The organism is Hymenobacter terrigena (genome assembly GCF_054776515.1).
The window spans coordinates 512,586-533,337 of record NZ_BAAHBU010000004.1 but is presented as its reverse complement, the minus strand read 5'-3'; the positions used below and the strand labels follow the sequence as shown (position 1 = coordinate 533,337).

The 20,752-nt window shown below is 58.8% G+C and carries 15 protein-coding genes; 11 read left to right on the top strand and 4 right to left on the bottom strand.

The features are described from left to right. Window positions 1-22: 22 nt before the first annotated feature. Window positions 23-4,057 (bottom strand): DUF7948 domain-containing protein, encoded by a 4,035-nt coding sequence (locus ACYU7Q_RS18760; RefSeq protein ID WP_460610972.1) that lies wholly within the window; start codon window positions 4,055-4,057, stop codon window positions 23-25. Between the two features lie 198 nt (window positions 4,058-4,255). On the opposite strand from ACYU7Q_RS18760, the gene ACYU7Q_RS18755 reads away from it, so the two are divergent. Beyond that, a complete protein-coding gene (locus tag ACYU7Q_RS18755; RefSeq protein WP_460610971.1) occupies window positions 4,256-5,311 on the top strand; it encodes a toxin-antitoxin system YwqK family antitoxin in 1,056 nt (351 codons plus the stop codon). A 5-nt stretch (window positions 5,312-5,316) separates the two neighbouring features. On the opposite strand, the gene ACYU7Q_RS18750 is transcribed toward ACYU7Q_RS18755, so the two are convergent. After that, window positions 5,317-5,676 (bottom strand): YraN family protein, encoded by a 360-nt coding sequence (locus tag ACYU7Q_RS18750; RefSeq protein ID WP_460610970.1) that lies wholly within the window; start codon window positions 5,674-5,676, stop codon window positions 5,317-5,319. Window positions 5,677-5,839: 163 nt separating this feature from the next. On the opposite strand from ACYU7Q_RS18750, the gene lipB reads away from it, so the two are divergent. The 10 genes from lipB to porN all read left to right on the top strand — a co-directional run bounded on the left by lipB (window position 5,840) and on the right by porN (window position 16,362). After that, on the top strand, window positions 5,840-6,640 hold the full coding sequence (gene lipB / locus ACYU7Q_RS18745) for a lipoyl(octanoyl) transferase LipB (protein WP_460610969.1): 801 nt from the start codon (window positions 5,840-5,842) through the stop codon (window positions 6,638-6,640). A 40-nt stretch (window positions 6,641-6,680) separates the two neighbouring features. Then, window positions 6,681-7,100: a hypothetical protein gene (locus ACYU7Q_RS18740; protein WP_460610968.1), complete on the top strand. Its 420-nt coding sequence runs from the start codon at window positions 6,681-6,683 to the stop codon at window positions 7,098-7,100. Window positions 7,101-7,156: 56 nt separating this feature from the next. After that, window positions 7,157-8,239 (top strand): MraY family glycosyltransferase, encoded by a 1,083-nt coding sequence (locus ACYU7Q_RS18735; RefSeq protein WP_460610966.1) that lies wholly within the window; start codon window positions 7,157-7,159, stop codon window positions 8,237-8,239. Between the two features lie 36 nt (window positions 8,240-8,275). After that, window positions 8,276-9,445, top strand: a complete 1,170-nt coding sequence (locus ACYU7Q_RS18730) for a DUF4271 domain-containing protein (protein ID WP_460610965.1) — start codon at window positions 8,276-8,278, stop codon at window positions 9,443-9,445. A 75-nt stretch (window positions 9,446-9,520) separates the two neighbouring features. After that, window positions 9,521-10,339: a uroporphyrinogen-III synthase gene (locus ACYU7Q_RS18725; RefSeq protein ID WP_460610964.1), complete on the top strand. Its 819-nt coding sequence runs from the start codon at window positions 9,521-9,523 to the stop codon at window positions 10,337-10,339. Window positions 10,340-10,526: 187 nt separating this feature from the next. Continuing rightward, window positions 10,527-11,525 (top strand): PorP/SprF family type IX secretion system membrane protein, encoded by a 999-nt coding sequence (locus ACYU7Q_RS18720; protein ID WP_460610963.1) that lies wholly within the window; start codon window positions 10,527-10,529, stop codon window positions 11,523-11,525. A 249-nt stretch (window positions 11,526-11,774) separates the two neighbouring features. After that, window positions 11,775-12,794, top strand: a complete 1,020-nt coding sequence (gene porK, locus ACYU7Q_RS18715) for a T9SS ring complex lipoprotein PorK/GldK (protein ID WP_460610962.1) — start codon at window positions 11,775-11,777, stop codon at window positions 12,792-12,794. Window positions 12,795-12,902: 108 nt separating this feature from the next. Next, a complete protein-coding gene (gene porL, locus ACYU7Q_RS18710; protein ID WP_460610961.1) occupies window positions 12,903-13,676 on the top strand; it encodes a type IX secretion system motor protein PorL/GldL in 774 nt (257 codons plus the stop codon). A 53-nt stretch (window positions 13,677-13,729) separates the two neighbouring features. Then, entirely contained in the window at window positions 13,730-15,331 is a 1,602-nt protein-coding gene (gene porM / locus ACYU7Q_RS18705; protein WP_460610960.1) for a type IX secretion system motor protein PorM/GldM, read from the top strand. Window positions 15,332-15,390: 59 nt separating this feature from the next. Further along, window positions 15,391-16,362: a type IX secretion system ring subunit PorN/GldN gene (porN, locus tag ACYU7Q_RS18700; protein ID WP_460610959.1), complete on the top strand. Its 972-nt coding sequence runs from the start codon at window positions 15,391-15,393 to the stop codon at window positions 16,360-16,362. A gap of 70 nt (window positions 16,363-16,432) precedes the next feature. Here porN and uvrC read toward each other — a convergent pair whose 3' ends face one another. Together uvrC and ACYU7Q_RS18690 are read right to left on the bottom strand one after the other, a co-directional pair. After that, window positions 16,433-18,268 carry an excinuclease ABC subunit UvrC gene (gene uvrC / locus ACYU7Q_RS18695; protein ID WP_460610958.1) on the bottom strand — a complete coding sequence of 612 codons (1,836 nt, stop codon included), beginning with the start codon at window positions 18,266-18,268 and terminating at the stop codon, window positions 16,433-16,435. Between the two features lie 140 nt (window positions 18,269-18,408). Continuing rightward, on the bottom strand, window positions 18,409-20,748 hold the full coding sequence (locus tag ACYU7Q_RS18690) for a penicillin-binding protein 1A (protein ID WP_460610957.1): 2,340 nt from the start codon (window positions 20,746-20,748) through the stop codon (window positions 18,409-18,411). Window positions 20,749-20,752 lie beyond the last annotated feature (4 nt).

Sequence of the window (20,752 nt, the reverse complement as noted above, 5' to 3'; positions counted from 1 at the left end):
GCTGGCTTTGCCGAATGTGCCGCTACCGTCGCACTTCCACCCAGCCTTTGAGCTGATGACCGTCCGGGTAGCTGGCTAGGTAATAATATACGCCATCGGGCTGCCCCTCGGCGTTCCAGTCATCCCGATAAGTGGCGGCCTCGAACACCCGCTGGCCCCAGCGCGAAAACACCTGGAGGTGGGGTGGGCAGTCGGGCCCAAGCTGGAAGGTCTGGTTCTGGCCGTCGCCGTTGGGCGTGATGATGTTGGGGATTTTGCGCTCTTTTACTTCCACTGTCGGCAGCGTGGTTTGCGTTTCGCAGCGGCCCTGGTTGTAACGGGTGCGCAGGCGGGGCTGGTAGCTGCCGGGCGTGGTGTAAGTGTGCAGGGGGGTGATATCGGCCGATTGTGTGCCGTCGCCAAACTCCCATATCAGCCCGGTGTAAGCCACGCTCGGAGTGCTGGCCAGCCGGAAGCGCACCGTGAGCGGAGCCAGCCGGGTTTCGGCGCAGATTTCGGGCACCCACGACGGCACCATATCCGGCACCGGCGCAATGGATATGCGCCGGGTGGCCGTGCCCGTGCAGCCCACATTGGCCACCGAATAGGTCAGGCTGGCGAAGCCGCTTAGCCCGGCCGGCGCAAACTGGTAGCCCGCGGCGGCGCTGCCCGTCACGCCCGGCCCCGTCCAGATGCCGCCCGCCGGCGTGCCGCGCAGCCGGAACGGCGTGGTGCTGCCGGGGCAAAGCACCGTGTCGGCCGGCACGGTCACCACGGGCAAGCCGGAAATTACCACGCTCAGCACGGCCGAAACCGTGCAGGGACTGTCGCCCACGGTGTAGGTGTACTGGTAAGTGCCCACCAGACCCTGCGGCAGCTGAAAGAAGTAGCCTGCGGCATCAAATCCCACGCCTGGCCCGGTCCAGGTGCCGCCCGCTGGGGTGGCCACCAGCCGCTGGCGCGTGAGTGTGGCCGTGCACAAAGCCGGCAGCGGCGTGAGGCTGATAACCGGCGTGGGCACCACTGTGAAAACCACGCTGCTACTGGCCGTACACGCTGCCGCCGTAGCCGGCGCCGTGGTGGAGGCCGTGTAGGTCAGCGTATTGGCTCCGGCCAGCCCGGCGGTCGGCGTAAACACAAAGCCCGTGGCGGCGCTGCCCGTCACGCCTGGCCCCGCCCAGGTGCCGCCCGCCGGGCTGCCCGTCAGGGCCACCGGCGGGCCCGGCGTGCACACCCGCTGCGCCGCCCCCGCCGTCACAAAGGACACCCGTACCTGCTGCGCAAGCGCCACGGTACAGCCGTTGAAATAGGTGTAGGTGAGCGTATGCGTTCCCGCGCCGGCCACCATGGGGTCGAAAAATCCATTGGCCACGCCGGGGCCGCTGAAAGTGCCGCCGGCCGGCGTGCCCACCAGCGGCACCCGGGCCAATGCCGGGTCCGTAGCGGCCCGGCAAAACACGCCCGTGCCCACCGGCGCAAACGTGACCGTGGGCGGGCTGCCCACCGTGATGCGGCGGGTACCGGTGGTGGTGCAAATGCCCGTACTGGCCACCGTGTAGGTAAGGGTTTGCAGGCCGAGCAGGGCAACTGAAGGTGTGAAAACGAAGCCCGTGGCCACGCTGCCCGTGACGCCCGGTCCGGTCCAGACGCCGCCGGCCGGCGTGCCCACCAGGGCCTGGGGGCCGGCCGTGGCACATACTTGCTGGTCGGTGCCGGCGTTGGCAATGCTGGGCTGGAAGTTCAGGACGAAGGCGGCGTTGTTGCAGTTGTTGCTATTGTTGGTGGGCGAAAAAGTATTGACCCCGCCCAGAATCGGGAAGCCTGAACCCGTGCAGGAGCACACCGCCTGGTACACCACCCCGCGCGGGTCGAAGCGCGCCGTGCCGCCGTCCACGTGGTCGCCGGTGCTGCCATTCCGGCCGTAGTAGGTGCCATACGCCAGCCCCGTGAGGCCCGCCGTGAACTGCGCCAGGTAAAAGTCGCTGCCGTCGGTGTTGGGCTGGATGGCGCCGGCCGTCACGGGCAGGCCAAACGTGGAGCCGTTGTTGGCCAGGTAGGACGAGAAACTATTGCTCTGGTTGGCCCCGCCGCCCCAGCCGCACACGTATACCCGGTCGCACTGGTCCACCAGAAAAGCGGTGGGCGAAAGGGAAACGTGGCCCAGGTTGCGGGTATCGGTGCTGCCGAAGGTGGTCGAAATCAAGCTGCTGCCCAGGTCCGCTGCCAACTTTTGCACAAACAAGCTGCCATTGGTGGTGCCGAAAGTGCCCGGCGTACGGGGGTAAGTGCCCAGTGTTTGGCCCAGCAGGTACACCCCGCCATCGGAGCCCAACTGCAGGAAATGGACCTGGTCATAGTCCGGCGTGCCCACGTAGGTAGCCCGCAACAGGCTGGTGCCGCTGGCCGCGATGCGCACCGCAAACCCATCAATGAAACCGGGTGCGGTAGGCCGGTAGCTGCCGGTCGTGATAGGAAAATTGGCGCCGATGGTGCCGCCCGCTACGTACACATCGCCGCTCACGGGCTCCACTTGCAGCGAATAAGCCGCATCCGGCCCGCTGCCGCCTAGGAAGCTGCCCCACACCAAAGTGGTCAGGGCCGGGTTGAGCTTGAGCACCAGCCCATCGGTGGCCCCGCCGCGGTAGCCGCCCGCAAGGCCCCGCGCCACCGGAAAACCAGTCGAAGCCGTGTGCGAGGCCACATACACGTTGTCGGTCGCATCGACCGTAATATCGCCCCGGAAAGAATCGCCGTAGTTATTTACCAACTGGCCCGTAACCGGAAATCGGTCGAAAGATAGCACACCGTCGTTGCCACTGCCGCCCAGGTACGTCGAGCCCACCAGCCCGGTGCCGCTGGCATTGAAGCGGGTAATCACCAGGTCGGTGCCATTAGGTAGGCTGGTGTTGCCGCCACTGCCGTAAGGGTCGGTGTAGGCACCCCCCGCGAAAGTGCGCTGAATAGCCCCGGTAGTAGTGGGGTAGTCGCTGCTTGAGGTGACCCCCAGCAGCACCAGTTCGCCCTGGCTGTTCACCACCATGCTGGTCGGGAAATCGGCGTTGTTGCCGCCCAGGTAGGTGGCCCACACCCGCGCCGCCGTACCGCTCACGGCCGTATTGTACTTGATGATGGCAATGTCTGTGACCCCGGCAAACGTGGTGCGAAAAGCGCCCGGGCTGGTCGGGTAGCCCACCCCAAACACAATGCCGCCCGAGTACAGGTTGCCCTGCGCATCATAAGTCGAAGTGAAGCCCCAGTTATCAGCAAACGAGCCCGTGTAAGTCGAAAACACCACCACTGGGTCGATGGTCAGCGGCAACTGCCGGTTATAGTTTCCCAGCGCAAAGCGCACGGTGCCATCGGCGGCCAGCCGGTAGCGGCAGGCTACAGCCTGACGCTGGCCGGCCGCATCGGTCTGCCAGGCCTGCGGGGCGCGCTCGGTGATGCGGCCCACGCTGGTTTGCAGCAGGAGGTTGCCGTTGATGTCGAGCTGTACCTTTTCGGCCCCGTCGTGGCGCAGCACAATGGCCGCGGGGTCGGCTCCGGCAGCCAGCTCAAAATCGTATTCCAGCTGCTGGTCAGTGCTTTCGTACACCTGGCCATCCACGCCGGGCCACAGGCTGGCGTAGCGTAGCCGGTGGTAGCCGCGCACATCTTGGGCCCAGTGCTTTGGGTCGGTGCCCAGAAAGTAGTTGCGCCGGTCGGCAGTGGCCTCAGCGGGCACCAGACGGGTAGTAGGGGCTGCGCCCACAAACCGCAGCATTACGGCGTGCCCACGAAATACCGAATCGGCCGGGGCTATTGGCTGGCCGTCGACGGGCTCGTGGTGAGCAGCTGCGCCGTGGTGGGCCAGGGCGGGCGCATCAAGCAGGGCAAAGGTGAGCCCATCGGCTTCGGCGAAGAGACGGCCGCTGGGCAGCGCCGCCACGTAGCGGGCGTGGCCGTCCCACTGGCCTTTGTTTTCAATGAATTCAAGGGTTTGAGTGGCCGACGCCGGCGGATTTGCGGGCTGCGCTTGGGCCGCGCTGGGCAGGTTGCTGAGCAGTAAGATAGCCGCTAAGGGTAGGAGTCGCTTCATTGAAGAAAAGGGGAAAGGAATTGGAACCGGTAAAGATAAAGTGCCGGGCAGCCGAATACCGGGCGGCACCTGGGCACGCCATCGCCAGCTGCCGCGCCCACTGAGTCGGGGCCCGTTTTTCTGTTTTAGCGCCGCGCCTCGTGGGCACCAAATCGCCCTACCTTTGCGTTGATGCCGCGAAAATATCCCGTGCGATTCATGCGTATTATTAGTCTGTGGCTCCGGCCGCTACGCTTTCTGGCCATGGCCCTGGTGCTGCTCACGCTGCTGCCGTGGGCGTGCACCCGCAAAGCCGTTTCCTTCAACAGCAACCCTGAGCAGCCCGCGCTGGCCGCGCTCGGTACCGATACGCTCACGCGCACCACCGACTCGCTCAACGGCAAGCCGTCGCTGAGCACGGCCCGCAAGGTGGTGCTCACCAAAGAGCAGGAAAAAGCCGCCAAGGATGCCGAGAAGGACACCCAGCGCAAATCAAAAAAGAAGAAGAAAAACGTCTTCCTGGGCGAGAAAATTAAGCGGGCCTTCGTGAAGCGCGGGCCCAAGGGACGCAACCAGGAAATTGCCATTTTCTACTTCCTGAAGTACCCCAGGCCGCTGAGTGCCTACGCGCCGGCCTATTATTACTACGACACCAAGAAGCATAAAATCCTGAAGCTGGCCGAGATTCCGGAGGATGCATCGAACCTGAAAATTATGCACGGCCCCTACAAGGTGATGCAAAACAACAAGGTGCTCGAAACCGGCTACTACGCCCTCGGCACGCGTCACCTGCGTTGGGAGAAGTTTGACAAAAATGGCGTGTTGCTGAGCAAAACCCACTACGAAATGGGCTTCCCGCGCGATGCCAACGTGAGCTACTACGGCGAAGACCGCAGCCTCATCAACGAAGTGGTGCCCTACGTAAACGGCAAGCTGGAAGGCGACTACGCCAAGTTTCTCATCAACGGCCAGCCCGACTGGCGCGGTCAGTTTGAGAACGGCAAGCGCGTGGGCACCTGGACCAAATACTGGGGCTTCCGGGCCCGCCGCCGCTACGAGTACCAGTACGCCGAATCCGGCTACGACCCCGAGGTGACCGAGCCCGAGCTGGTGCGCGAATACAACCGCAACGCCGTCCTCATCTACGACAAGGAAAAAAACATCGACAAGCGCGGCCAGCCCGACGTGGAAGACCGCCCCGGCCAGCACCGGCCCACCGTAAGCCCGCGCACCGTACCCCGCGCCCCGGCCAAGGTGCAGCCCAAGCGCCGGTAAGGAAGTTAATAAAAAGCGTCCTCGAAGTGCTCGATGCGGAAGCCTTGGCTGAGCAGGGTAAGGGCCACGATATCGAAGCGGATGTCACCGCGCCAGTCCAACTCCTCCTGCAAGTGCGTGGCCGCGAGGCGGAATAGTTCTTTTTTGCGGGCCGAAACAAACGTCTCGGGCGGACCGAACTGACCGGAGGAACGGGTCTTTACTTCCGCGAACACCAGCAGCTCATTGCCACGCCGTAGCACCAGGTCCACCTCGGCCCGGCCGTGGCGGTAGCTGCGGGCCAGCACCTCGTAGCCTTGGGCTAAGAAGTGGTCGGCCGCCGCTGTTTCGCCGGCCTGGCCTAATTCGTGAGGAGCATGGGCCATGGGCTGGTAGCTGGCAAAAGGGTGGCGATTGAATGAATAGGGTAGGGGCCAAGCGCAGTGCAAGCTAGCGGTTTGGTCGGCGCGCGCCAACAACCACGCAATAGGACAGGCTAAAGCTTACGGCGCTTAGTACCTTTGCATCCTGTTTCATCAACCCCACCTCATGGCCTCCTTCGTAGAACAGTTCCCCCCGCAACTGCTCGACGCCGCCGCTCCCGACGACGCCCGCCCCGCTCCCAACCGGCAAGTGCACGTGCAGCGCCTGGGCCTGGTCGACTACGTGCCCACCTGGCAGCTGCAGGAGCAGCTCATGGACGCCACCCTGGCCATCAAGGTCCAGAACCGCGCCGCCGAAACCACTGGCGAAGCCCCCCAGCCCACGCCCAACCACCTGCTGCTCTGCGAGCACCCGCACACCTATACCTTAGGCAAAAGCGGCAAGCCCGAGCACCTGCTCCTCGACGAAGCCGCCCTCGCGGCGCACGAAGCTAGCTTCCACCGCATCAACCGCGGCGGCGACATCACATACCACGGACCCGGCCAGCTGGTGGGCTACCCCATCCTCGACCTCGACAATTTCCGGCCCGACATCCACTGGTACCTGCGCGTGCTGGAGGAGGCCGTCATCCGCACCCTGGCCGAGTACGGCCTGAACGCCGGCCGCATTGCCGGCCTCACCGGCGTATGGCTCGACTGGGAAGCCGGCGCGCCCAACCCGCGCAAAATCTGCGCCCTCGGCGTGAAGTGCAGCCGCTGGGTCACGCTCCACGGCTTTGCCCTCAACGTCAACCCCGACCTCTCGTACTTCGGCCACATTGTGCCCTGCGGCATCACCGACAAAGCCGTGACCTCCCTGGCCCAGGAGTTGGGGGGCACTACCTCCGTGTCCGTTGCCGAAGTGCAGGAGCGCCTGCTGCCCCACCTGCTGGCCCTGCTCGGTGCCAAGGCCGCCAGCCCCCAGTAATCCGTCTCAATCCCGTTAAAATCAATTAATACCGCGGTTCGTGAAGCAAGACATTTCTTTTGACCCCGTAGAAGGCGTTTCGGTGGCCGTAGTGCCCGCCGAAGACAACGCCCTCACGCCCGATGGTCAGCCCATCTGGCAGGTTTACTTGCTCAATCACAACGGTTTCCCTTTGGAGAACGTCATCGTCAACGCCAACGGCTACAGTCAGCCCGAAGACGGCGAAAAAATCCGGACTTCCACCTTGCGCTACCTCTTCGAGGCCGTGCCGCCCCACTCCGCCGTGCCCATCGAGCCCTTGGATTCGGCCTTGCTGCATCTCAATAATCAGTATTGGGTAAGCTACTACCACGGTCCCAAGATTTTCGACAAGAAATTTATTTTCGTGCCCGATTCCATCGTGCCCGATAATTTTACCCACATTGCCTTGCTCGACCGGGTGGGCGTATTGCACAGCTAAACGCCTTGCGCTGGCGGCGCGCCGGTGCTTCTCTCCGTCTTTTTACTGTATTGTCTATGAGTCATCTCGATATCCCATTAGGTCTTTCCTGGATGTGGGCTATGCTGGTATCGCTGTTCGCAGTGCCGTCCATCATCTACATTGCCCATCTCAAAAACATGCTCGATACGCCCAACGGCCGTACCGTGCATCAGTCGCTCACGCCGCGCCTGGGCGGCGTGGCCGTGTTCGCGGGCTTCATGTCGGCCCTCACCATCTTCGCCCCCCTCGAAAACGGCGTGAAGGAGCTGCTGGCCGGCTGCATCATCTTGTTTTTCGTGGGCCTGAAGGATGACCTGGTGGGAATGTCCGTCTCTAAAAAATTCGTGGGCCAACTCCTGGCCACGGGCATTGTGATGATAATGGCCGACGTGCGCCTTACCAGCTTCCAAGGCATTCTCGGCATCGGCACGCTGCCGGTGGGCATCAGCTACGCCTTCACCTTCTTCGTGATTGTGGGCATCACCAACGCCATCAACCTCATCGACGGCCTCGACGGTCTGGCCGGAACCATGGTGCTAATCATCTGCAGCACATTTGGTTATTATTTCTACCAATACGGCGGGGCCAGCTACGGCAACTACGCCTACGTAGCCGTTTGCCTCATTGGCGGCCTGTTGGGCTTCCTGCGCTACAACTTCCACCGCGCCCCCATTTTCATGGGCGACACGGGCTCGCTTGTCTGCGGCTTCATCGTATCGGTGCTGGCCATTCAGTTCATCGAAATGGGCCTGCGCGTCGGCCAGCCGTTCGGCTCCTCATCGCCATCGGTCGCCGTGGGCATCCTGTTTGTGCCACTATTTGATACGCTACGCGTGTTCTCGCTGCGCATGGCGGCTGGCAAGTCGCCCTTCTCACCCGATAAAAACCACATTCACCACCGCATTCTGGCCATGGGTTTTCAGCAAATCAGCACCGTGCTGCTGCTGGGACTGCTCAATATATTGGTCACGCTTTCCGTCATCCAGTTTGCCTACCTCGGCAACACCGTGCTCATCATCGCCCTGGCCATCTTCTCCGCCTTGCTGAGCATCTTCTTCGGGGTGTACCAGAGTCGTATTTCCCGCCGCCAGCTGCTGGCGGCCGAAAGCAGAAATTAGCCGTTATCACTCATGAAAACCGCGGGCTTGTGGCGTATGAGATGGCTACTGGCCATCAGTCTGTGGCTGGCTTCCGCAGCCAGTCGCGGGCCCGCGTACGCCAGCGAGTACCGCCAGCTACCCCCGGCTTCCCCCACGTCTCTCTCGGCCGACTGGCTCATCCACGACGCCGCCCGCAACCGCCTCATTTTTTACCTGCCCGGTTATCACCAGCCGGCGCACGCGTATTACCAGTGGGTGCGCGTTAGCCACACGCAACCCTTCCCGCTTTCCTTTGCCGCCCAGCGTGGCCTAAGCCTGTTTATTGATAATCAGCTGGTATTCACCGCTGCTACGGCTGGTAACTATTCGCTTGACCTGGCCCGGCTGTTGCCTCCCAATCTCCCTTCTGGCAAGCACCTGCTCGCCGTGTGGCAGCCCGATGGCTCCCCCGCCTTGGCTTCGTTTTCGGGCGTGAACAGTGCCCCCGCCGGTACCGGCCAGTTGGCCAAAGCCAGCACCGGCCAGGCCCAGCCCCGCCTGCCCGGCCCCCAGGGCCAGAACGTTTACCTGGGTTTTCTCCTGGTCTTAGGCTTGTCTTACGGTGCCGTTCGTACTACCTATCAGCCCGGCATGGCGCGCATTTTTCAGCTTGATGAATTGTTTGGCCGCAACAGCGACCAGCAGTCTTTCCTAATCAAGCCGGCCTTCTCGCTGCTCAATTTATTGTTGGTTCTGCTCTTTGCCCTGTCGTTTGCGTTGTTGCTCACTGCCATCCACACCGACCTGCAAAACCTTCCCCTGCTCCGTCGTTTCTTCGATGTGCCCGAAACGGCCATCGTAGCCCGGGTGCTGCTCTACACGGCCGTTATCACCACCTTCGTGTTTGGTAAGTACCTGTATGTCAAAATAATGGGCTACATATTTGGCTTGGAGCCCCTAGCCGATATCCAGTACCGTGAGTTTCTGCGCACCACCTTATTGGCTGGTTTGTTCCTGCCGCTGGTGCTGCTGCTCTATCTCAGCCTCAACGGCAACTGGCCCCACACCGTCGCGTGGGCGGCCAGCGCAGCCATTGGCGTTTTGCTGGTCGGCGCGGTGTTGCGCGTGGCCCGTACCCTGCACCACTATGCCTCCCTCCTGAATCTACATTTGTTTGCCTATCTTTGTGCTACTGAAGTACTGCCTTTACTGGTTTTACTTAAACTTATTGTTTTTACGTATTAATTGTCCTTCACAGGCAGTATCGTTCAGCTCCTTTCGTCTCTCTTATTGTCCTAAGCATTACCCTTTCCTACCTGTATGGCCGATAGTGCAGATAAGCCGGGTACAGGCCGGCACGCCAAGCGCATAAGCAGCATTCTGGTTACCCAGCCCAAACCCACCACCGACGTTTCTCCCTACTTTTCCATTGCCGAGAAATACGGTATTAAAGTGGACTTCCGGGAATTTATTGATGTGCAGCCCGTATCCTACAAGGATTTCCGGAAGGACAAAATCAATATTCTGGAGTACACGGCCGTAATCTTTACGAGCCGCAATGCCGTCGACCACTTCTTCCGCATTTGCCAGGAAGCCAAGCTGGAAATGCCGGCAGAAATGAAATATTTCTGTATTTCTGAGCAGACTGCCAATTACCTCCAGAAGTACATCGTCCTGCGCAAGCGCAAGCTGTTCGTGGGCGAGCGCACGGCCGCCGATTTGTTCGACGTCATCAAGAAACACAAAGGCGAGAAGTTCCTGTACCCCTGCTCCGACATCCGCAAGGATGACCTGCCGGTGTTCATGCGGGCCAACAACCTCAAGTTTTCGGAGGCGGTCATTTATCGCACCGTAGCCAGCGACTTGTCCGACCTGTCGGACGTGAAATACGACTGTATTGCGTTCTTTAGCCCTTCCGGCATCAGTTCGCTGTTCATCAACTTCCCCGATTTTGTACAGGAGGGCACCCGCATTGCCGCTTTCGGCCCCACCACGGCCAAAGCCGTCATCGACGCTGGCCTCATCCTCGACATTGAAGCGCCTCACCCCAACGCGCCTTCCATGACCGGGGCCATCGAGGCCTACATTCGGCGGCACGCCCAAACCGATGTCGGCAAGCCGAACGTTAAAAACGCCTAACCCAACGAGTGGTTTCCGTAAGCAACTGAGAACCGGCGCAACCCATCATTGCGCCGGTTTTTTTTGCCCGAGTTTTTTAGCGCCGGTTTTTCCCTTACATTTGGAAGCTGTTCTCCTAAACTGTGCCCACCCCCGCACTTTTTTGCACCCCCACCTCCCTCTTCTTTCACCATCACCACCCCGCCTTATGAAAGGAACGTTACTCGCTACTCTGCTGCTCACGGCTGCGGCTGGCTCGGCGCTTGCCCAACAACAGCCCCAGTTCACGCATTATGGCCTGAATGGCATGTATTTAAACCCGGCTTACGCCGGTATTAAAGGCCAAGGAGAGGTCAACCTCATTGGCCGTTACCAGTATTATAACTACAACGGCACGTTCGACGGCAACAACGGTTCGCCTCGCACGGGCATGATTACGGCTTCGCTGCCCGTCCTGGCGCTCAACGGTGGCGTCGGCCTGTCCGTGTACTACGACCAGGTGGGCCAGTCGAAAATGACCAATACGGCCCTTTCCTACTCGCAGCACGTCAAGCTGGGTTCGGGTAAGCTGGGTTTCGGCATTCAGGGCATCTATACTTACCTGAGCAAGGGCACCTATATCGCCATCGATGCAAACGACGTGAACGTGCCCAGCGGCGCTTCCGACAGCAAGTTCGATGCCGGTGCCGGTGTCTGGTATGAATCGCCGAAATTCTACGCCGGCCTCAGTGTCAACAACCTGCTGCGTTCGGAGTATTCCTTCAAAAGCACGGGCAACGCTGGCAAGCCGAGCAAGTACATCGCGGAAAATCACGCCTACTTCACGGCCGGCTACAATATTGAGGCCTCTTCTTCCGTTATAGTGACTCCGATGGTGCTTGCGAAAGCAGTATTGCCGGGCGAATTCTCCAGCTCAAGCAAATTTAACAACTCTAAGAACTACTCTTTCGAAGGCGGCGTTCGTGCTACCATTGATGATAAGTATTGGATTGGTGCCAACTATCGCACCGAGGAATCCGTTTCGGGACTTCTTGGCTTAAGCTTTGCAAAGGATAACGCCGTGCGTCTGGGCTATGCATTCGACTTCATTGCCTTCAACCAGGATGCCCGGGCGTTCAGCTCGCACGAAATTATGCTCTCCTACCGCTTGCCCAAAGCGACGATTAATACCCGGCCAGCCATTCGCACGCCTCGTTATAGCTTCTAATTTTCCTATTTTCTTATCTTGTACTCAGGATGAGCATTATCCTATTCAGTTAGGATAAAATTTAGTCGGCCTCGCAGAGAATAAAACGGATTAACCGAGTTATTTACGCTATTCAGCGTGTTTACCCTCAATTTGGTCGCCTTTTGCGAAAGGCAGGTATTGCACCGCGACCTAAAAAAGTGTAGATTTGCCAGCCCATCCAAATGTACTTTAGCGGTATTGGCAATTAAAACAGAATTTCTAACTCTCATGAACAAGCTTCTAGCAATATCCCTTTTCGCTATTTCCGGGGCATTATTAGGCGGGTGTGGATTTGGCAAAGGCCCTACGGGTGACTTGGTCGGCTCCGAGGACCGTCCGTTCTTTAATCCTCAGGAAGTGCCATTCGGAATGGTACCCTGCCCAGGAGGCACGTTCCACATGGGCCAGACCGACCAGGATATTTCTGCCTCGATGGTGAACATGAACAAGCAGGTGACTATCGCCGGCTTCTACATGGACGAAACGGAGATTACTAACAACGAATACCGCCAGTTCGTCGATGCCATCAAACAGGACTCGTTGGATGTGCTGGGCGAAGAGTACGTGATGACCGAACTCTACCCCGATACCACGGTGTGGGTACGCGATTTCACCTACCACATGGGCGACCCGCTGCTGGAGTACTACTACACGCACCCCGCCTTCGATGACTACCCGGTGGTTGGCGTCGATTGGTTTGCGGCAAAGTATTTCTGCAACTGGCGCACCAAGTTCCGGAACGCTGCCCGCGAAGAAACCGGCTCGGCTGCCGACCCGAACTTCCGTTTGCCCTCCGAGGCTGAGTGGGAATATGCCGCTCGCGGCGGTCGTGACTTGGCTACCTACCCTTGGGGTGGTCCTTACTTGCGCAACAGCAAAGGCTGCATGTTGGCTAACTTCAAGCCTGGCCGTGGCGACTACGCTTCCGATGGCTTTGCCTATACGTCGGAGGTTGGTTCGTTCTTCCCCAACGATTTTGGCCTCTACGACATGGCCGGCAACGTCTCGGAATGGTGCGATGATGCCTACATGGAGTCTTCGGTGCCGGTGGTTTGGGACTTGAACCCGACCAACCCGGACGATAACGAGCCCCGCAAAGTAGTACGTGGCGGTTCGTGGAAAGACATTGCTTACTTCCTCGAAACTGGCACCCGCAATTTCGAATATCAGGATTCGGCTCGCTCCTACATCGGCTTCCGGTGCTCGATGATTCAAATCGGGATGGGTACGAACAGCTCCCTTAACTAAAATTTTAAACGGCTGACGCCATCTTTTAACCACCCTCCCCACACCTTCTTCAACCTCTTTCAATCGTTAATCCTCATGGCAGCTAAAAGTTTTCTTTATGATTCGCTGATGCCCAAAATTTACGGCCTCGGTGCAGCAGTTGTAATCGTCGGTGCATTGTTTAAAATTGAGCACTGGGCCGGTGCTGATACGATGTTGATTGTTGGTCTAGGTACGGAGGCTCTCATCTTTGCTCTGAGCGCATTCCAGCCGCAGGCACACGAGCCCGATTGGAGCTTGGTTTATCCGGAATTGAACGATGGCTACGACCCTTCGACCAGCAGCCGCCAGGTAGGTGGTGCTAACGATGCCAAAGGCCTGACGATGAAGCTGGACGATATGCTGAAAAATGCTAACGTAACCCCCGAGGCTCTCACCAGCCTGGGCCAGGGACTGAATCGCCTCAGCACCACCACTTCGCAGATGTCGCAACTTGGCGAAGCTGCTAACGTGACCGACGAATACACCAAGAAAGTGCGCTCGGCTGCTGACTCGCTCGACAAAATCAATGTAGCTTACGGCAACACAGTAGAAGCTATTTCGGCAATGTCGAATGCTACTTCGGATGCCAAAGAGTACCACATGCAGGTGCAGAACGTGACCAAAAACCTGGGCGCACTGAACGCTGTGTACGAAATGGAACTGCAGGATGCCAACACGCACCTGAAGTCTATGAACCAGTTCTACGGTACGTTGAGCAAGGCTATGGACAACATGACCCAAGCTGGCAAAGACACCGAGCAATTCCAGAAGCAAGTATCTGACCTGACGAGCAACCTGACCTCGTTGAACCGGGTGTACGGCAACATGCTGAACGCCATGCGTGCCCCGGCTCAGGCCTAAGCACCGACCCAGCGCATCAGATAGTTTTCATCCAATTTTAGCGGAAACAGATAATGGCAGGCGGAAAAGAAACCCCGCGGCAGAAGATGATTGGCATGATGTACCTCGTGCTAACCGCTCTTCTGGCGCTCCAAGTGAACTCAGCGATTCTGCTGAAGTTCAAGTTCATCGACGACAGCTTGATTGACGTCAATGGCAAAACGAACATGGCGGCTGATAATACCGTGAAAGGTATTCAGGCGGCTGTGGACAAGAATCACAACATGGCCAGTGATGTGGCTGTGTTGAAGCAGAGCGAGGAAATCCGCGCCAAAACGAAGGCAATGATTGCCTATCTGCAGGATGTTCGTGATAAGCTCATTGCTGGCACGGGTAACGTAAAGGGTTCGCCCGACTTCAAAGACCCGGACGCCAACAACAAAGTGATGCCTATCATGCTGGGCGGCAAGAAGAATGGTTTGGCGTATCCGCTGAAAGCAGAGTTGAACAACTACTCGACTTTCATCAAAACCTACGTGCCCAACGCAACCCCGCTGGCACTGGACGGCAGAGAGGATGCGCGTATTATCAACTCCAAGGAGCATACGACCATGGAGCAGCGCAACAAGGATTTTGCTGAGCTGAATTTTGAGAATACGCCGCTGGTAGCTGCTCTGGCAGTACTGTCGCAGAAGGAAACGGCAGTGCTGAAGCTGGAAGCTGATGCGCTATCGGAGCAAGCTAAAAAAGTAGGTGCCAAAATCGTTTCGTTCGACAAAATCGGTGCTTTTGCTAGCGCTGAGTCGAACACGGTGGCTGCTGGCACCAAGTACAAAGCTGAACTGTTCCTGACTGCTTCGGCTACCGGCCTTCAGCAGAAAATGGCGTTGAATGGCTCGCCAATTCCGGTTGGTCCCGATGGCCACGGTAAAATAGAATTCACGGCTCGTCCCGGCAACTTTGATGCTTCGGGCAATGCTAAAGCTTTTTGGACTGGCACCATCCGTTTCAACCAGAACGGCCGCGATACGACTTTTACAAAAAAAGTAGAATACACCATCACCAAGCCGGTGATGCAGATTCAGTCGGCTTCTGTACAAGCTTTGTACTTCAAGTGCGGCAACAAGCTGAACGTTTCGGTTCCGGCTTTGGGTGCCCAGTACAAGCCTAGCTTCTCGGCTTCGGGTGCTTCGGCTATCCAGGGTAGCAAAGTGGGCGATGTAACGCTGATTCCGAACTCGAAAGAAGTAACCCTGAACGTTAGCAGCGGTGGCAATGCAATTGGCTCGCAGACTTTCCAGGTGCGTCCCATTCCTAAGCCCACTATCGAGTGCTGGGTAGGCGGCCGTCAGGCCAACGAGAAGCAGGGTACCCCCGGTACGGCTGTGCGCTCGCTGAACCTGCGCGCTATCCCAGATGCTGGCTTCGCAACTTTCCTGCCCGACGACGCGAAGTTCCGCGTGTCGCGTTACGAAGTGACGCTGGTACGTGGCCGTCGTCCGGCTTTGCCGACGAAAACCATCACTGGCCCGCAGGCTGACTTGAGCGATGTAGTGAATGCCTACCGCGATGGTGACCGTCTGTACATCGAAGTGAAAGAAGTACAGCGCCAGACCTTCCAGGGTAACGTGGAGCCGGTGAGCGTTTCGAAACAGTTCAACATTCCGCTGCTATAATATCTACGCTGCAGTGCACGTTAGCGAACTATCTTAAAATCAATTTGCTTTTGCCCGTTATGAAATCCATTCACACCTTGGCCGCCATTGCGGCGGGCCTGTCGCTTTCTCTGTCGGTTTCGGCCCAGGAGCAAGCCACTACGGCGAGCAGCACGGGCTCGCACCGGCCGATTCCGCCGTCGGACCAAATGTTTCGCAAGAGCATCTGGCGGCAGGTAGACCTGCGCGAGAAGCAGAACAAGCCCATGTTCTCCGAAGGCAAAGAAATCAGCCGGGTGATTCTGGAGGCAGTGAAGCGCGGCGAATTACAGGCATTCAAGAATGATTCGCTGACGTCTACGCTGACGCCGACGGAAGTTTCCGGTAATATGTCGTTTGCCGACGAAGCTGTGAAACTGAGCGACGAGGAAAAGGCAGCTGGTTTCAGCCAGTCCGACCTGGGCGGTGGCGGTGATGACTGGGGGGCTCCTAAAAAGAAAACCACCGGTGCCAAGACGGTTCGCCAGCCCAAGATTGGGGCCAATGGCAAGCCGATGAAGGACAAAAAGGGCAAAACCATTTACGAAACCGTAGCAGTTGCTCCGGTAGCCCCGCCTCCCCCCCCCGCCAACCTGTACCGGTACAAAGACCTGTATGAGATGGAGTTGAAGGAAGATATGATTTTCGACAAGAAACGGTCGCGAATGTATCACGACATTAAGTCCATTGGCCTTTTTGTTCCTTCGACGTTGCCCGCCAACACCTCGGGTATTGAAAAGCCGATTGGCTACTTCAAATACAGCGACTTGGTGAAGGTATTCCGCAACAATCCGCAGAATGCCATCTGGTTCAACGCCGAGAACGATGCACAGCATAAGAACCTCGCTGATGCATTTGAGCTGTGGTTGTTCAACTCCTACATCACCAAGGTATCGAATGCTGGCGACAGCCGTTTGGATGATATCTACGGCGGTGCCCAACAGGGCATTCTCGCTGCTCAGCAGACGGCGGCTGACCTGGTAGAGTATGAATACAACCTGTGGAGCTTCTAGCATCATTCGGTTACTGAAACAAAAAGGCCACCGCAGCAATGCGGTGGCCTTTTTGTTTGATGATAGATGCTTAGGCCGGTAACTGTCGGGGAGGCATGGGGTGGGCTGGGGCATCGTTTTCGGCGAAGTAGGTTTGGAGGATTTTGGCTTTGGCTTTGCCAACTTCGGCGATTAATTCGGTTTCGCTGAGCTCACGGATTTTCTTGACGGACTTGAACTTGTTGAGGAGCTTGTCGGCGGTGATGGGGCCGAGACCTTTGACATCGGTGAGCTCGGTTTTGAGGGTGCCGGCGTCGCGGCGGGAACGGTGGAAGGTGATGCCGAAGCGGTGGACTTCGTCGCGCATGCGCTGGAAGAGGCGCAGGGACTCGCTCCGTTTGTCGATGTAGATGGGGAGGGGGTCGTTGGGGACGTAGATTTCTTCGAGGCGCTTGGCAATGCCGATGACGGGAATCTGGCCCCACAGGTTGAGGTCTTTCAGGGCTTTGACGGCCATGCTGAGCTGGCCTTTGCCGCCATCGATGATGACAAGTTGGGGGAGGCTGGCACCTTCGTCGACCAGGCGGCGGTAGCGGCGCGTGACGACTTCGTACATGGTATCGAAGTCGTTGGGGCCGACCACGGTTTTGACGTGGTAGTGGCGGTAGTCTTTCTTGCTGGGCTTGGCGTTACGGAAGCAAACCATAGCCGAGACGGGGTTATCGCCTTGGAAGTTAGAGTTGTCGAAGCACTCGATGTGCTTGGGCAACTCGGTGAGGCGCAGGTCCTTTTTGATGGTTTCCATGATGCGCACCTCGTTCACGTCCTTGCTCTTCTCGTTCATGCTTTCCTTCTCCTTGCGGGCGTAAAGCACGTTTTTGATGGCGAGCTCTAGCAGCTTGCGTTTGTCGCCGATTTGGGGGACGGTGAGGGTGGTGCCGGGCAGGGGCAACTCAACGGCGACGTTGGTGAGGATTTCACGCGACTCGCTTTCGAATTCCTGGCGGAGCTGCATGATGAGCGGGGCGAGGATTTCGGCGTCATCCTCGTCGAGCTTTTTGGTGACTTCGAGGGATTGGGTGAGGATGATGCTGCCGTTCATCACTTTTAAATAGGTGATGAAGCCCGATTTCTCGTTGCTGGCGATGGCGAACACGTCGATGTTGGTGAGCGTGTCGCTCACGATGGTGGATTTGGCCTGGAAGGCTTCTAGCTTATCGAGCTTGACCTTGAACTGGTGGGCCAGCTCGTACTGCATGTCTTGTGCGGCGGCGCTCATGCGCTCGCGGAAATACTGCTTGGGAATGCGCAGGTCGCCGTTGAGGATGTTGCGGATTTGCTGGATATAGGTGTTGTAGGTGGTCTCGTCTTCGCGGGCGATGCAGGGGGCGTTGCAGTTGCCAATTTGCAGCTCCAGACAGGGCTTAAACTTGCCGGCTTCGACGTTCTGCTGGCTCAGGTTGTAGTTGCAGGTGCGGAGAGGGTAGAGGGCGCGGATGAGCTCCAGGAGCACGTTGAGGGCGGTGCCATTGGCGTAGGGGCCGTAGTAGCGCGAGCCGTCGTTAATCTTGTTGCGGGTGGGGATGAGGCGCGGGAACCGCTCGTTGGTGAGGCAGAGGAAGGGGTAGGTTTTGCCATCTTTCAGCAGGATGTTGTACTTGGGCTGGTGCTGCTTGATGAGGTTGTTTTCGAGTAGGAAGGCATCAGATTCGCTGTCGACAATGGTAAACTCCAGCCGCTTGATGTTGCGGACCAACTGCTGGGTTTTCTTGTTGTGGTCATTTTTGGTGAAGTAGCTGCTCACGCGCTTGCGCAGGTCGATGGCCTTGCCTACGTAGATGATGCCCTCGTCATCGAAATACTTGTAGACGCCGGGCTTGTGGGGCAGGGCAGAGATTTGGGCTTGCAGTTCGGGGTTGGCGGCCATAGCGCAGAGTTAGACAGACGAATTCGGCAGAATGCGGCGAGAAAAGCCCGCAGTTCAGCGTACGGAAATAACAAAAAATGACCGGCAAAAGTCGCCGGTCATTTTTGAAAAAAGGCAAATGCCACGGTTTAAAGTGGAGACTAGATATCCTTATCGTCCAAATCTCCCGCGTCGGGCACCTGCATTTTCTGGTCGGCGGGAATGGTGTCGCGCTGACCGCCGTAGTACTTCGAACAGTCGATTTCGATGCTAAGCGGGGCGGCAGGAGCGGGGAAGGGGCCGGTGTTGATGCCGATGCTCTTGTCCTTGTACACCTTCTGCATGAACAGGCCGTAGAGCGGCAGGGCCTCGCGGGCGCCCTGGCCGTAGGTGCCGGTGCGGAAGTGGATGCTGCGGTCTTCGCCGCCCACCCACATGCCGCACACCAGGTCGGGGGTGATGCCCATGAACCAGGCATCGGAGTAGTTGCTGGTGGTGCCGGTTTTGGCCCCGATTTCATAGGGGAATTTGAAGCCGGTGTGCAGGATGGTGCTGGTGCCGCCGGGCTCGGTGGTGCTGGCTTGCAGCATGTTGGTCATGATGTAGGCCACTTCCTCACCGAGCACTTCCTTGGTCTGAGGTATGAATTCGCGTAGCACGTTGCCGTTCTTGTCCTCGATGCGGGTGACCATGATGGGCTCGGTATGCACGCCCTTGTTCACGAAGGTGGAATACACGCCGCACAGCTCATAAATGCTGCAATCGGAGGTGCCAAAGCCCATGGAGGGCACGGCATCGACAGGCGAGGTGATGCCCAACTGCTTGGCGTATTTGGCGATGGTTTCGGGGCCGAGCTTCATCACGAGCCAGGCGGTGATGGAGTTCATGGAGCGGGCCAGGGCCTGGCGCAGCGTGAAGGTGCGGCCCGAGAAGCCGCCCTCAAAGTTGTGGGGCGTGTAGGCGGCGCGGCCGGCCACGGCGGGGAAGGTGGTGGCCACGTCGGGGCGCGGGTAGCAGGGCGAGTAGCCTTGGTCGATGGCGGCGGCGTACACGATGGGCTTGAACGTGGAGCCGGGCTGGCGCTTGCCCTGGCGCACGTGGTCGAACTTGAAGAACTTGTAGTTGGGGCCGCCTACCCAGGCTTTCACCTGGCCGTTCAGCGGGTTCATGGCCATGAACCCAGCCTGGAGGTAGCGCTTGTAGTATTCGAGCGAGTCGTAGGGCGACATCAGCATCTCCTTTTCGCCCTGCCAGGTGAACACCGGCATCTTGTATTTCTTGTGCAGGTAGTAGTTGACGGAGTCGCGGTTGCCGTCGTACTGGGCCATCAGCGACTTGTAACGCTGGGTGCGGCGCATGGAATTCACGAGGAAGTTGGGGATGACCTTTCCGTTCTCATCGCGCCAGGGCAGCTGGCCCTTCCAGTGGGCCGAAAACCATTTCTGCTGAAGCGTCATGTGCTCAGCCATCGACTTCTCGGCGTAGGCCTGCATGCGCGAGTCGATGGTGGTGTAGATTTTCAGGCCGTCGGCGTACAGGTCGTGGTCGGTTTCCTTGGCCCAACTCAGCAGCGACTTCACCACCTCGGCCCGGAAATAGGGGGCCAGACCCTTGCTGGGGTTCTCCACGGAGTAGTGCAGCACAATAGCCTTGGCGGTATCCTGGGCCAACTCGGTGGCGGTGATGTAGTTGGACTTGGCCATCTGGCGCAGCACCCAGTTGCGGCGCTTGCGCGAGCGGTCGGGGTGCAGCACGGGGCTGAAGCGGCCCGGCGCGTTCACGATGCCCACCAGGGTGGCGGCCTCGGGCGTGGTCAGGCTCTTGGGCGATTTGTTGAAGAAGGTCTTGGCCGCTGTGTTGATGCCGAAGGCGTTGGAGCCGTACTCCACGGTGTTGAAGTACATCCGAATGATTTCGCGCTTCGTGTAGTTGCGCTCCAGCCGAATGGCCAGAATCCATTCCTTGGTCTTCGTGATGAGCAGGCCCAGCTTTCCGGTGCCGTTCAGGGTTCCATCGTTCAGGTCGCCCCGGGTGCGGAACAGCACCTTGGCTACCTGCTGCGTGAGCGTGGAGCCGCCGCCGTTGTGCGAAAAGGTGAGCACACCCGTCACCGCCCGCAGCACACTCTTGGCATCGATGCCCGAGTGCTGCTCGAAACGCACGTCCTCGGTGGCAATCAGGGCGTCAATCAGGTTCTGCGGCAGGTCCTTGAAGTCGACGGGGGTGCGGTTTTCGCGGAAATACTTGCCCAGCAGTACGCCATCGGCCGAATAAATCTCGGAGGCCAGCTCCGAGCGCGGGTTTTCGAGGCTTTTGAGGTTGGGCATGCGTCCGAACAGGTTCAGGAAGTTGCCGCTCACGGCCAGCACAAACAGGCCCAGGCCCACCACGCCCACGCCAAACAGCAGCCACATGGTACGCACAAACGCCGTGAACCGCCCCGAACGGGCCGGTTTCGGGGGCATAGGCTTGGGACGACGAGCAGGGGAGGAGGTGGGCATAGGA

Bases quoted from the DNA above. Each gene is read 5' to 3' on its own strand.
- ACYU7Q_RS18760 (WP_460610972.1), bottom strand. From the start codon at position 4,057: ATGAAGCGACTCCTACCCTTAGCGGCTATCTTACTGCTCAGCAACCTG.
- ACYU7Q_RS18755 (WP_460610971.1), top strand. From the start codon at position 4,256: ATGCGTATTATTAGTCTGTGGCTCCGGCCGCTACGCTTTCTGGCCATG.
- ACYU7Q_RS18750 (WP_460610970.1), bottom strand. From the start codon at position 5,676: ATGGCCCATGCTCCTCACGAATTAGGCCAGGCCGGCGAAACAGCGGCG.
- lipB (WP_460610969.1), top strand. From the start codon at position 5,840: ATGGCCTCCTTCGTAGAACAGTTCCCCCCGCAACTGCTCGACGCCGCC.
- ACYU7Q_RS18735 (WP_460610966.1), top strand. From the start codon at position 7,157: ATGAGTCATCTCGATATCCCATTAGGTCTTTCCTGGATGTGGGCTATG.
- ACYU7Q_RS18730 (WP_460610965.1), top strand. From the start codon at position 8,276: ATGAGATGGCTACTGGCCATCAGTCTGTGGCTGGCTTCCGCAGCCAGT.
- ACYU7Q_RS18725 (WP_460610964.1), top strand. From the start codon at position 9,521: ATGGCCGATAGTGCAGATAAGCCGGGTACAGGCCGGCACGCCAAGCGC.
- ACYU7Q_RS18720 (WP_460610963.1), top strand. From the start codon at position 10,527: ATGAAAGGAACGTTACTCGCTACTCTGCTGCTCACGGCTGCGGCTGGC.
- porK (WP_460610962.1), top strand. From the start codon at position 11,775: ATGAACAAGCTTCTAGCAATATCCCTTTTCGCTATTTCCGGGGCATTA.
- porL (WP_460610961.1), top strand. From the start codon at position 12,903: ATGCCCAAAATTTACGGCCTCGGTGCAGCAGTTGTAATCGTCGGTGCA.
- porM (WP_460610960.1), top strand. From the start codon at position 13,730: ATGGCAGGCGGAAAAGAAACCCCGCGGCAGAAGATGATTGGCATGATG.
- porN (WP_460610959.1), top strand. From the start codon at position 15,391: ATGAAATCCATTCACACCTTGGCCGCCATTGCGGCGGGCCTGTCGCTT.
- uvrC (WP_460610958.1), bottom strand. From the start codon at position 18,268: ATGGCCGCCAACCCCGAACTGCAAGCCCAAATCTCTGCCCTGCCCCAC.
- ACYU7Q_RS18690 (WP_460610957.1), bottom strand. From the start codon at position 20,748: ATGCCCACCTCCTCCCCTGCTCGTCGTCCCAAGCCTATGCCCCCGAAA.